Genomic DNA, 13,795 nt, shown 5'->3' on the forward strand with positions numbered 1-13,795 from the left:
TCTCACATCAAGTTATGTAAATTGATTTTTTACTGCTTGTGAGAAATCCGGGTGAATGACTCTGAATATCTAAATCAGTAGTAACATCTTCTACAGTCAAAGAGTTGCTGCTTACATCATCAGTTTTAACAGCAATGCTATCCATATTTCCTTGATCAGATACCTGAATACAGCGATGAATTGCTTCTTCAGGCGGGATAAAATCTTGGTTTATACTATTTTTTCGCATCTTATTTTCTTTCCTGAAGTTTCTTTTTTCTGTATACTTTGCAGACTTGATGCAGTCGCCAAGCATCTCTTTGCTTGATTTTTGATGCTGTCATTATCTGTCAGATATTAGAGGTAATAACAGCATGGTTGCATTGGGCAATACACTTTTACTCACCGACTCAATTCAATCCACATAATCAACTAAGTAAGAGGACATAATTAAATGTAAAATGCAAATCAGAAGAACCTGTTACTGTTGGGGTTTTCCCTTCTGTTTCTACTTATTAGACGTTTTTGAGGTTTTGGATTGAAGTTTACTTTGACTTTTGACTTCCCCGAAGGGGCTGACCATACCTTTAATTTAAATGAATCACTCACTTTTTAACAGCATGAAAAAGTCATAATTTGTCAGGAATTTTGCCGTCAAAGTTTTATTAACTTATATAAAGAATGTCGGTAACGTCAGAAAAAATCTTTTTTCCCACCGATGTTAGCAGTTTTACATTAGAAGTCTTGACTAAATGTATCTTCCAGCAATCTCAGACTACTTATTCATTTACAGAACTTTTGATACAAAATACTCTACAGCTTGCTGAAATGCTGTTAGTAGGAGGTGATATCGCGGACACTCGCACAATGGTATTCCTGTCCGTTTAACTCCAGATAATTGACAGTTATTTCCACGGCTATGTCCTGACCATCTTGGGTTCGTTGAGTAGACTCAAAAATGAGAGAGCCTTTTTGTCTAACTTCTTGCCAGTGCGATCGCCAAGCAACGGTCGAAAAATTTGGATTTATATCGTAAACAGTCATAGTCAACAATTGGGCGCGGGAGTAGCCAAGATGACGACAGGCGGCTTCATTCACGTAAACTAGCTGGGCATCTGAATTTACAAAAAAGATAGAATCCTTAAATTTATCTAGATAAAACTGACTGAGGCGCAGGGCTGATTCTGCTTTTTGGCGATCGCTAATTTCCTGTTGCAAAAGTATATTTTGCTCGGTCAGTTGTTTTTGCAACCTTCGGATAGTCAAGTTATTTTCTACACGGGCAAAAACTTCTTCTTCACTAAAAGGTTTGGTAATATAATCCACTCCCCCGACAGCAAAAGCTTTAACTTTGTCAAAAACTTCATCCAAGGCGCTAATAAAAATCACCGGAATGTCGCGGGTTTTCTCCAAGGCTTTTAAGTGTTGACAAACTTCATAGCCATTCATTTCTGGCATCATGATGTCAAGCAAAATTAAATCGGGCGGTGCAGCTTGTGCTGTTTTCAAAGCTGTTTGTCCGTTAATGACTCTGCGAATTTCATAGCCAACCTGAGTTAGCATAACGGATAAAAGTCGCAGATTGTCGGGTGTATCATCAACAACAAGAATATTTGCTTTTGGTAGCTGAACTTGATGGTTATCCATATTTATTAGAACTAATTTATCAGAAAAGAATTTAGGAGTCAGAAATCAGAATGGGTTAAACGCCCCGCTACCGCTAACAGAATTTAATTGGAGTCTGACTGGTGAATGAATGGGTTTAAGATCCCCACCAAATCTTTTGATGTATTCACTACACGAAGATTTAGTGGTCTTTAATTAGTGGCAGGCTTCAATCCCTTACTTTCTTGTTCTGACTCCTGAATTCTGATTCAAAAATCATTTCTTACAGTTGTGTTAAATCAATAACTTTATCAATGCGAAATTTATTAACCCAATCAGACAGAGTGTTTGTCAAAAGAGCAGATTCTTCAGGAATTTGCTCAAGCAAGCTAAAAATCAGCTTTTCATCAGTACACAGTGCCGCTTGGTGCAGCTGTGCTACCCACTCAGTGGGCATCTGAGCCAGCATCTCTTCTAATGATAAAAGTTTCAGGTCGGAATTTTCGGCAAATTCGTCTTTTTGAAGGGGTTTCTCTTCATATACATAACGCACCCCTAAATATTTAGACATCATATTCAAGATTACTTCCTCTCGGAACGGCTTACGCACAAAATCGTTGCAGCCAGCCGATAAAACCACAAAGCGCTCCTCATCAAAAGCACTAGCAGTTAGGGCAATAATCACAGTAGCTTGACCCTTTAAAGTAGCTCTAATTTGTTTAGTAGCTTCATACCCATCCATTACAGGCATCCGCATATCCATCCAAATCAGTTGCGGCTCCCAGGTTTCCCAAAGAGTCACTCCTTCTTGACCATTTTCAGCATGACGAACCTCGAATCCAAGGGATACTAGCATCTTGACTAGGAGTTCGCGATTTTCCCATTTATCTTCAACTACTAAAATTCGGTATTTTGGTTGATTAGGCTCTAAACCAATTACTCGTCGTTTTAGCTGTCGAATTGGAGCTTCAGCTACTTCTGCTAGACTAATTTGGAGATCGAAAGAAAAAATCGTTCCTTGGCCCAAAGTACTGCTAACAGTAATACTTCCCCCCATTAGATGCACAAATTGTTGGCTAATAGTTAAACCCAAACCTGTTCCTTGCTGAGATTTTCGACCTGCTTCTGTTTGAACAAAGGGCTTAAATAACTTTTCAATTTCAGGAGGTGCAATCCCTGCCCCAGTGTCTTCGACTTCAAAATAAAGCCAGAAGGATGAGGGATGAGAGTTTTTTCTTGCTTGTGCCCCTTCTTGTTGCTGTAGCTTCCTTTCTTCCTCGCTCCTAACTCGCAAACTAACGCCACCTTCTTGAGTAAATTTGATAGCATTACCAAGGAGATTAATCAAGACTTGACGCAATTTACTTTCATCTGTATGCACATATCTAGGAACTTCAAGTCTACGTTCAAACATCAACTGTAAACCTTTGGATTCCGCTTTAATTTGAAACATCTCTTCCAGTGAATCAAGTAGAGTGTACAAGTCAAAGCTATTGTTATTCAGTGTCGTTAAACCGCCTCAATTTTGGACATTGACAATACATCATTAATCAAGGTAAGTAAATGTTCTCCACTGCGACTGATAATTTCTAAATGTTCCAACTGAGAAGCATTGATAGAAGAATCGCGGGTCAGTAGCTGAGTAAAGCCAAGGATGCTGTTAAGAGGAGTACGAAGTTCGTGACTCATGTTTGCGAGAAATTCGCTTTTGGCACGGTTGGCAGTTTCAGCTTCTTTGGCTTTTATTTCTAATCTATAGCTGTAATTCTCTAACTGTTCGCCAGAGATTTTTAACTGTCGTGTTAGCCAAGACACTCCAATCAATAGAAATCCCATTGATAAGAATCCCACTAGCATCATCGTCCCTGCTAATCGCCGAGCCGGTGCAAAGGCTTCTTCCTGGTTCATCTCCACCATTAAGGCTAGGTCTTGGTCATTGAGCCAGTGATATACCCCAATTACTAACACTCCAGCATAGTTTGGATAAAGCCCTTGACCGCTAATCCCACTCATTGCTGCATCAATACCTTGGCTGCTAACTCCTTGAGAAAAATCTGGTGTTTTATCTTTATCTTTAGAAATAAAAGCGTTTTTAGTTACTAAAGAACCAACTAAATAAGTTTCGCCACTCTTACCCAAGCCTGTACGTTCCCGGACAATCTGATCTATTCTGTCTAAATTCAAATCAGCAAAAAGAACACCTTGGCGTACCTTAGCTACATTACGTATAGGCGTTGCAAAAGTAACTGATGGCTTCCCAGTAATAGGTGAGGCATAGAAGATGGGGGCAAAAGAGTCTCCTGGCTGAATCTGTTCAATATAGGTGATGTTAGCTGAAATTTCATATTGACCTTCACGCTGTTTGTTAGTAGATAAAATAATCCGATTGCTCCGGTCAAGAATGGAAATTTCTCCAAGACTTGGCTTAATTTTAGCCATATTTGCGAGATAAGCTGAGAGAATTTTGTAAGCTTGACGATAATTTGCGTCGCCGGTTTGGGAATTTAAAAGGATTTGAAAATTATTTTGTACGTCTGGAAACTGAGTTACTAGGAGAAAGTCTCGTTCTTGGTCTTCAAACCAACGGGTAATTTCTTCCTCTTTCAGGCTGGCAGCAGCACTGAGTCGTTCAAAAGCAGCTTGCTTCAGAGCTTCCTTCGCATTGAGAAAAGCAAATCCTCCTACTACACCTACAGTCACCAAGGATAGGAATAAGAAGGAACTGGCAACTTTAATAGTTAGGTGCTGATTCCAGAACTTCATATATTTACAAGTTGTTTCTTCTTCTAAAGATATTTATCTTTTTTCTTATTCATGCAGATAGGCTATTCCTTTAGTTAATATAGATAATTATTGATTACCATTGAGCAAAAATTTGTTTAATCTGCTTAATTGCTTCATCAGTTGCTTGCTCTGAAGAAATTTTATCTACAATTATTCGCTTAAGAGCTTTTCCCCAGATATTCTCCTCTAACACTACGCTGTATGCTGGATTTTGGACATAATAAAACAACCGCGTTGAACCTTCCGTTACAGTCTTGACCGCAGTTAAAATGTGTGGGTCAGCTGGGTTTTTCCAAAATGGGTCTTGCCAAAGTGTCTTGATGACAGGTAAATTACAACCTCCAGCAGCTTTCAGATACTTACCTATCACTTGTGATTGGGTGAGATATGCGAGAAAATCCAAAGCTTTTTTCTGTTGCTGGGAATCAGCGAATAAAACTGCTTGCCTAAGTGTGAGTAAATAACGCATTGGCTTGCCGTTGGGTTTGTTGGGAAATTTTAAGATGCCAAGCTTATTGCGATAGGTGTCGGGATCTTGGCGCACAGAGCAAGGAATTGAGAGGGTGTTGTTAGGAGTCATCATCACCACACGGTTGAGCAAGCTGCGATTATTATCTGGATTTAACCAATTGAGTGCATCTGGTGGTACATAACCTTGCTGGTAAAATTTGGTATACCAATCTAATACCTGGACAATTTTTTGTCTCACCTTTGGGTCATCGATCGCGAGTTTACCTTCTGAGTCGAGAATTTGCACATCGTATGCTTCTAAAATATGCTCAAAAAAGATGTAGGTATCTGAAGCTCCAGTAGAGAAAGGAAAACCTAGCCCATAAATATCCTGTTTTTGCTGTTTTGCCCGCACATGGTTTTGTACTTTTTCCCAAAATTCCCAAAAACCATCCCAATCTTTGGGGATATCCCTTTGACTGCGACCTATTTGCTCTAGCAAGTCTCGCCAGTAGAAAATATGAACCGTTGCCTGATTGATTGGTACTGCATAGTAGCTTCGTTTTTTTGCAGCATTATTATAATAATTAACAGCTTGCAGGGCATATTCAGGATAAAGATTTTTGACTGGCTCAATTACATCAGTTACATCCGCCAGCTTACCTTCCCAAGCCAAATGCGGATTCAATGCTCTCTCAGCGCCGTAACTCATCATGATATCGGGTGGATTACCCGCGTGAATGGCCCTACGCGCTTTCTGCGGTAACTCATCGCCGATATAGAAGGAAAGCTTGACTTGATTACCAGTTTGTTTTTCCCAGTTGCTCACCAACTGCTGGATTGCTTCATCCTCATCGACAGTAAAACCTTTATCCCACCAAATCTTTAAAACTGTGTTGTCAGTAGGCGAATGGGTGACTGAAGATTGTTTTAATTGAGAGGTGTTAGTACAAGCAATAATTATCAAGCTGAGTGTCAATACGATGAACACATATCTGCGATAATGGTGATATTGTGCCCGATTCTGAGAGCCTTTAGCAATTTGACTAGCTTTTCTTTTAAATGTCATCTTTGTAAAAGCTTACTGCCATTGGTCAAAAATTTGCTTAATCCGAGCGATCGCTTCATCAGTTGCTTGCTCTGGGGAAATTTTATCTACAACAATCTGATTGAGAGCCTTACCCCAGACATTATCTTTTAAAACTCGGCTATAGGCTGGGTTTTGGACAATATCAAATGGACGTGTTGAACCTTCGATTAATGTCTTAGCAGCAGTTGAGATGTGTGGATCATCTGGGTTTGTCCAAAAAGGGTCTTTCCAATTTGGTTTCATCACTGGTAGATACCGACCTCCAGCAGCTTTAATGTAGTTTCCTATCGTTGATGGTTGAACTAAATACCTGAAAAACTCCTTGGCTGTCTTCTGGTTGTCAGACTCAGCAAACAAAATTGCGGCATTAACCGCGACTAAGTAGCGCATAGGCTGTCCATTAGGTTTGTTGGGAAATGGTATAGTGCCAAGCTGATGACGATAAATCTCAGGGTTTTGACGCACAGCCGCCGGAATTGAAAGAGTGGTGTTGGGTGTCATCACTACAGCGTGGTTGAGCAAGCTGCGGTTATTATCTGGATTTAACCAATTGACTGCATCCGGTGGAACGTAGTTTTGCTGGTAAAATTTGGCATACCAATCTAAGCTTTTAACAATTGAGCTTCGCACGTTGGGGTCATCGAGGCGAAGCTGACCTTTAGAGTCTAAAATTTGGACATTGTATGCTTCTAAAATCTGCTCAAATATGTAATAAGTATCCGCAGAAGCAACGGAGTAAGGAAAACCTAACCCATAAATTTTTGGATTTTGATTCTGTTTTGGCCGTGCTTGTAAATCATCTTGCACTTGTTTCCAAAATTCCCAAAAAGCATCCCAATCTTTAGGGATATCTATTTGACTCCGACCAACTTGCTTTAATAAATCGTGCCAATAGTGAATATGAATTGTTAACTGATTAATTGGGACTGCATAATAGTTACGATTTTTAGCAACATTGTTATAAAAATGAACAGCTTCTAGTACACTATCAGAATAAAGACTTTTGATCGGCTCAAGAACATCCGAAATATCTGCAAGTTTACCATCCCACGCCAGATGTGGTATCAGTTCCCTCTCAGCACTGCTACTCATCACAATGTCAGGCTGATTGTGCGCCTGAAGTGCTCTGTTAGTTTTCTCGGATAGTTCATCGTTAGTGTAAAAAGTCAGCTTGACTTTTTTACCACTTGCTTTTTCCCAGTTGCTAATTAGCAGCTTGAGCGCCTCATCCTCTTCTAAATTAGAACCTTTATCCCACCAAATCCTTAAATCTGTAGTTTCACTGGATAACTTATTAAGTGGGGAAGAGGAGGATTGATATGTGTTAGTGCAAGCAACAATTATCAAGCAGAGGATTAATGCTATAAGTGCGTAGCCACGGTTGGTTAATCTTGGTACTACGTTAAAAGCTTCCTTAGCTCTCTGCTGATTCTTCAAGACTTGAATAATCTGACTGGCTTTTTTTCTGGACACCACACTTCTAGAGCTTATATTTAAACTGAATAGATATATTCAATTTAAGGCTTTTTGTCGATCTCTCAATAATTTACAAGCGATCGCTCTTAAAAGAAATGGGCAATTGCTTGTTCTTGGTGGGAAACGAAGCACATTACATCGCTTTGCTATTTACACTAATTGGAGTAATTATTCTACCGCGTGGTTTAATGAATCGAATGCGAGGTACTTAATATAGCACCTCGCATTCTGAATATTTCTATTTGACTGTAGCGTAGAGGATTAAACAACTAGAAAGTTGTTTTGGTTTAGTGACACTTCACCAGATAGTTGTGCAAATTATACCTGAGCAAATCCACCCGCACTGCCATCTTGGTCAAAATATAGTGTACCTGTGGTGTTGTTATAGATAAATCGCTGATCGAGCTTTGTTGCAGATGTTCCAAGGGTAAAAGAGTTAGCTGAGAGTAAACCTGGTGATAACGCGCCACCAAAACCAGCAGCCGATACCTGAATCAGTTCGTTAGTCGCGTTGAAGTTATAAATGCTATCAACGCCTTCATTGAAACTATTGAAAACAAAGGTATCAGTACCAGCTCCTCCATACAGGTTATCATTACCTTTACCACCTTTGAAGGTGTTTTTGCCAGAGGCACCAGAGGCTGTGAGAGTATCATTACCATCGCCTCCATCCAGTAGATTATTGCCTGATGAATAGTCAACAATCAAACGATCGTCATTAGCACCACCATTGAGCGTGTTATTCCCAGAGACAGTATAAGCTCCGTATGAGGAATATAAGGAGGCTGAACCAGCGGCTGTCAGAGTATCATTGCCATCGCCCCCATTCAGTAGGTTATTGCCTGATGAATAGTTAGTAACTAAGTTATCGTCACCAGCGCCACCATTGAGGGTGTTCTTACCAGAGATCGCATCAAGAGAAAAATTGCCTCGGTAGTCGTCATAGGAGCCAGAGACGTTAAGAGAATCATTATCATCACCACCAGAGAGCGAATTATTACCATTTGAATAGTCAGCACTCAAGTAATCCTTACCTGCACCGCCGAGAATCGTGTTATTTCCTTGTCCCCCAGCGAGGGTATCGTTGCCATTGCTCCCCACAATCAAATCATCGTAGTTTGTACCTGAGATATTTAATTGTTCAATATTCTTGTAGCTAACCTGATTCGGGCCTGCTGTAATCGAACCAGTGTTAGTAGTAGCATTGAATGTCGTTGTGATTCCCTGGCCGATAGAATAGTTATAGAAGGACAACAAATCGTTACCTTTCCCTCCATCTATGGTATCTTTGCCGCGATCGCCTCCGATGAGTGTATCGTTGCCATTACTCCCTACAATCAAGTCATCGTAGGCTGTACCTGAGATATTTAATCGTTCAATATTCTTGTAGCTAACCTGATTCGTGCCTGATGTAATGGAGCCAGTGTTGGTAACAGCATTGAATGTCGAAATGATTCCTTTACCCTCGTTAGAATTACTGTAATAATTGGCTTCCAATAAATCATCACCTTTTCCCCCATCGATAGTATCATTGCCACTACTAATCCCGTAAAGCGAGATGGTATCGTTGCCATTGCTCCCTACAATCAAGTCATTGTAGACTGTAGCTGAGATATGTAATCCTTCAATATTCTTGTAATTAATCAGATCCGTGCCCGCCTTAATCGAGCCAGTGTTAGTAGCAGCATTGAATGTTGTTGTGATTCCCCCACTAGGATAGATATACGAAACGCTCAACAAATCGTTACCTGTCCCGCCATCTACTGTTTGAGTCGTCAAGGAAGGTGGGGAAGTATATAGGACGAAAGAGAAGGAATCATTACCATTCCCTCCATTGAAAATGTTATTACCAAACGTACCATAGACTTTTTTGTCGTCGTAGTAGCCAGAGGCAGAGAAAGAATCATTGCCATCTCCTCCATTGAGGATGTTATTGCCCGTTGAATAGTTAACATTTAATTGATCGTCACCAGCACCACCATCGAGAGTGTTATTACCGGAGGTAAAAGAGGCGGAATAGTCATAGTCACCAGAGGCACTAAGAGAATCATTGCCATCTCCTCCATTGAGGATGTTATCGCCTGTTGAATAGTTAGCATTTAATTGATCGTCACCAGCACCACCGTTGAGGGTGTTATTGCCATCCGTTTTAGACGCAGAGAGATTATCATTGCCATCTTCTCCATTGAGGATGTTATCGCCTGTTGAAGAGGTAGCACTGAATTGATCGTTACCAACACCACCATTAAGGATGTTATCGCTTGTTGAATAATCAACATTCAAGTCATCGTTACCTTCACCCCCAAAAATCGTATCATTGCCATAATTTAAATCATTGCCACTACTGCCTCCGAAGAGTAAATCCTTGCCATTGCTCCCGACAATAAAGTCAGCGTAGGTTGTACCTCTAATTTCTAATTGTTCGATATTGTTGTAGTTAATCTGATTTGTGCCTGCCCTAATCGAGCCAGTCTTAGTAGCAGCATCGAAACTCGAAGTGATTCCTTTAGTAGCACTGGTGTAATATACAGACAAGTAATCCTCACCAGTTTCTCCATTTACGCTTTGAGTCGTTAAGGAAGAAGAAACAGTTTTTGAGGCGGACAAATAGAAGGTGTCATTACCAGCGCCTCCATTTAGAGTGTTTCTACCCTGGACTTCATCTGCGTAAAAAGAATCATCGCCATCTTTGCCTGAAACCGTATTGTTGCCAACAGAATAGCTAATATCAAGGTAGTCATCCCCAGCATCTCCACTGAGGACGGTGGAGCTGAAACTGGATTATATTGGTAAATCTTGAATAAAATTGACACTCTCACCGCCATTAGGTAGCTGTGGCGGGAAATTCTTGTTTCTTAGAAACACGCTTTTTGGCACAAGTACCAACGAGTCTTACTGTTTCTCTACAAGCTTGAAATTCTGTGTGCCCCACAGTATTTGTTGACAGTATTCTAATTCCCTCTGTTCTTAAATTCCAGGAGGCATTTTCATCTCTGTTATGTGTTGTTTGACAACTCGGACAAATCCACTCACCGATGCTTAAGTTCAACAAATTATTCTTATATCCGCAGCATGAACAAAGTTTTGTACTAGGGAAGAACCTATCAACTTGAATAAATTCATCTCCCTCTCTTTCGAGCTTGTAGCTAAGAAAATTAAGCAACATACCAAAACCAGCATTGTGTATCGATTTAGCTAATTTGGTACACGCTAATCCTTTAACACAAAGGTTATCAGCTACTATAGGACTCCGATTTGATTTCTGAAAACATACTGAGACTGAAAAGCCCGTTTTATCAGGGTTTTATCTGAAATCTTGTTCAGAAATCAGATATGAGTCCTATATGACTTGGCTTTCGTCAACTTGTAGCCAAATAATTCGCTTAAACAATTTTAGTGCCTAGATGCTTGTTATTTCGTGATAAATAAGAGACCATTTATAAAGTAAATCTTTAGACCACAAGACAACGCACCATGATACGAGTCATGACAGCATATATTGCAGCTTCACTCATTTCTGTAAGACGCTCATAATCCGAACTTCGACGACGGTACTGGTTAAACCAGTTCAAAGACACTTAATTACTAGTTTAACAAACAAATAAAACGATTAAAAAATTTCTGAAAAGCTTTATGTAACAACAGTTTGATGAACTGTTCAAAATTTTAAACATCTTCTAAGTATATTGCTCGCATGGTAGTGTTCACAAAAATACCTCAGTGGCGATCGTACTCTATTTCATTTCATGTTGAGTTGGTAATATAGAGCGATCGCCTAACCTCTCAAAACCAATTTATTTCTATATATATCCCTGTCCAATCACCAAAAGGTATAATTGAAATATTTCAATGATTTTGCTGTTATCAACTAATAAAATCTCTAAAAATAGATAATATTAGGGGCGGATGTTACTATCATTATGCCTTATGTTAAATTTATAAATTTACACCAAGTATGCACAGGGAATCTTCTATGATTTCCTGGCCTAAATGCATTGGGTATGGCAAAATGATATTTCCCATAGACCAAGCAGGTGAACATCTTAAATAATGAGGTACTCGACACAGTGCCTTTAAAGCTTCTTCTGTTGGAAAATCTGGGTGTACAAAGAACGGCACCATCTCCACTATCTGTTGATGTTTGAATGGAATGTTAGCACCGTATTTATCCTCTTGAAACCCAAGTTTATAAAGTTCGGGTATTGGCATTTCATCTTGCGCCTTCTGTGTTTTTGGTAGTCTTCCCACAGAGAAGTAATGTAGTAGTTCTGGTGCTGACTTATCGTAAAAACCGCTCAGATGTTGGAAATCTCGTGCTGGACAATCTTCGTTCCAAGCTTCTCGATTGGTAATGTACTGCGGTGTTTCTTTACCAGTGCGAATACGAATTACTGCTAATAAGTTTTGTAGTTGTTTGTTGTCACGCTTATACTCGCAAGTGTTACCAGGAACATGGCAGAAGTCGAGAACGTTGCGTTTTGCCAGAAGGTTCTCATTTTGCAACTGGGGCCAGATTTTGCCATCATTGTCTTCGCCGCGTCCGTTACGCCACCCTTCAGCTTCAATTAGAACAATGGTTGGTCGGTCTAAATGTTTGGTTACTGTGCGTGCAACAAACTGTACTAATTCCGTGCCGCTCAACTTGATTTTACTTTGAAGGCGCTTTTTATTTTCTTGGCGATCGCGACGTGCTTGAGCAAAAATTTTTCCGACAGCAATTCCTGCCTGTGTATAAGGAATCCAATCATTAGCATCGGGAAGTAGTACATCTACCCCACCCGTTGCACGCAGACGAACCGCAAGAGCATAGTGAATATCACCTTGATATTGGCTAGTTTTGCGGCGGCAAAAGGCAATTACATCTAAGTCTTGAGCAATTTCTTTCGGTATCTTTGCTTGCTCGTAGACTTGAGAGGGTAGCCCATATAGCGCCCCAATTTGGCGTAATGTTCCATCCAGTACAGCACTCATCACACGTCCTTTTGTCTGTTTGCTGTAGGCTGGTGATTTATCTTCATCATCTTCTTTTTCGCTAGGTTTTGGTTGAACCGGCTGTATCATTTGCGAACTAATTCCCTCTTTCACACAAGCTTCACGAATAGCTCCTTTAATGTTTTGTTGGGGGAGAATTCCCTTTGTTTTGATTCGTCCAATTTCGATAATCGCTAAACAGTGGGGAACAGTCTCAAAATTTATCAGAGGAATAGCACGTTGCTGGAGAAAGGTACGCCATAGGTCTCGCTTCGCTTGATGTTCATCACGTATCCGTCTGTCGAATTGGCTACCATCTTTAGGCTTAAGTCCATCTGTATTAAATATTTCTAAAAGCTTGGCATTATCAATTAGAATTTTTGAAACTGTGATGTGTGCAGGAAAATCCTGATTTTCATTGAGAAGGAATACATCACGCAATTGCTGGTAAACAGTTTCACAAGTGTCTTGTTTTCGATAAATGAGAAAGATATACATTGGCTTACCCTGCAATGCTCGGTAAATAGCATCAGTAGCAATTTGTTGGTACAGTTGCTGTCCTTTACGAGGTCTAGAAATAAATTCGTAATCGCGCATTGCTAGTGGTACTTTCTTACCAGATGGTGCAGGAATATCAGATTGAATCGGATTATCTGGTATCAAAACGCCTTTGAGTGGCTCCAGTACCCGTGCAATGATATGGCCTCGCTCCAAAAAACTAAATCCTGTTTTGATACTGTGTCCTCGTTTATGTTTCTCATGCTCGTACCCATAGCCCTCAACATGAATTAGATAATATTCGTCCCTATCACCCCACTTAGTTGAGTTGTTTAAATTACCCAATGTCGCGGGATTGTTAAGAATATTTTCTGGCTGTTCTAGAGCGCGTGCCTTGAAGGCCCCAAGCAGTTCCGGCAGTTGCAATCTCCACAAATTCTCTTTTTCTTTGCCGTTGTTTTCGATGACCAGACGTACTAACGTCGAATCTACCTCGTAATCAGATAAACGTGCCTTGTTCATAGCCATGAGAACAGAGATGTCACGTCCATAATTGCCATCCAATAAGGGTTCATGAGGATATCGCTGGCAACTCAAATGTAAGAAAATCCACGGCTCTAAGTTGCTGTTGTTATTGAACCGTCCTGCTTGCGTCTCGACATTAAAGTCTAGGCGGTAAGCAAAATAACCTTCTCTTTCCTTGCCATTATTATCCGTGTAATTTGCCTTAAACGGCTTGCTGGCTAAGTAGAGTCCAACCTTGCTCAAACCGCCTCCCTGCACTTTCCGCCATTGAATTTCTTGTTCTTGTTGTCCTGAGTGAATGATGCACTTTTTACCATGCAACATGGTTGCGAGAAGACTTGGAATGGCTTGAAATCCCAATCCCTTCTCTGCATTACAGCAATTTTCAGGTAATTGAACCACAAAATCGGGTAAACT

Annotated in this window: 9 protein-coding genes and 2 pseudogenes; all 11 read right to left on the reverse strand. The window is 40.3% G+C overall.

The features are described 5' to 3' along the window. Window positions 1-7 precede the first annotated feature (7 nt). The gene (locus tag ACFE93_RS31215; RefSeq protein ID WP_375479466.1) at window positions 8-229 is read right to left on the reverse strand and encodes a hypothetical protein; all 222 of its coding nucleotides are present in this window, start codon (window positions 227-229) and stop codon (window positions 8-10) included. 584 nt (window positions 230-813) lie between these two features. Next, complete coding sequence (locus tag ACFE93_RS31220; protein ID WP_375479468.1) at window positions 814-1,626, reverse strand: response regulator; 813 nt, start codon at window positions 1,624-1,626, stop codon at window positions 814-816. Between the two features lie 241 nt (window positions 1,627-1,867). Continuing rightward, window positions 1,868-3,037 (reverse strand): ATP-binding protein, encoded by a 1,170-nt coding sequence (locus tag ACFE93_RS31225; protein ID WP_375479470.1) that lies wholly within the window; start codon window positions 3,035-3,037, stop codon window positions 1,868-1,870. Window positions 3,038-3,093: 56 nt separating this feature from the next. After that, window positions 3,094-4,347, reverse strand: coding sequence for a histidine kinase dimerization/phospho-acceptor domain-containing protein (locus ACFE93_RS31230; protein ID WP_375479472.1), 1,254 nt, complete (start codon window positions 4,345-4,347; stop codon window positions 3,094-3,096). A 94-nt stretch (window positions 4,348-4,441) separates the two neighbouring features. After that, window positions 4,442-5,887, reverse strand: a complete 1,446-nt coding sequence (locus ACFE93_RS31235; protein WP_375479475.1) for an ABC transporter substrate-binding protein — start codon at window positions 5,885-5,887, stop codon at window positions 4,442-4,444. Window positions 5,888-5,899: 12 nt separating this feature from the next. Continuing rightward, the gene (locus ACFE93_RS31240) at window positions 5,900-7,381 is read right to left on the reverse strand and encodes an ABC transporter substrate-binding protein (RefSeq protein ID WP_375479477.1); all 1,482 of its coding nucleotides are present in this window, start codon (window positions 7,379-7,381) and stop codon (window positions 5,900-5,902) included. A gap of 321 nt (window positions 7,382-7,702) precedes the next feature. Then, window positions 7,703-9,991: a beta strand repeat-containing protein gene (locus ACFE93_RS31245; RefSeq protein ID WP_375479479.1), complete on the reverse strand. Its 2,289-nt coding sequence runs from the start codon at window positions 9,989-9,991 to the stop codon at window positions 7,703-7,705. Then, a pseudogene (locus ACFE93_RS31250) lies at window positions 9,992-10,111 on the reverse strand (hypothetical protein); the annotation flags it as partial. Between the two features lie 97 nt (window positions 10,112-10,208). Continuing rightward, the gene (locus ACFE93_RS31255; RefSeq protein ID WP_375479481.1) at window positions 10,209-10,550 is read right to left on the reverse strand and encodes a zinc ribbon domain-containing protein; all 342 of its coding nucleotides are present in this window, start codon (window positions 10,548-10,550) and stop codon (window positions 10,209-10,211) included. Between the two features lie 286 nt (window positions 10,551-10,836). Then, window positions 10,837-10,959 (reverse strand): annotated as a pseudogene (locus ACFE93_RS31260) (IS5/IS1182 family transposase); the annotation flags it as partial. Window positions 10,960-11,320: 361 nt separating this feature from the next. Continuing rightward, on the reverse strand, window positions 11,321-13,795 hold a 2,475-nt coding region (locus ACFE93_RS31265), incomplete at its 5' end, for an RNaseH domain-containing protein (protein ID WP_375479483.1).

The sequence above is a fragment of the uncultured Nostoc sp. genome (assembly GCF_964247315.1).
Lineage (GTDB): Bacteria > Cyanobacteriota > Cyanobacteriia > Cyanobacteriales > Nostocaceae > Nostoc.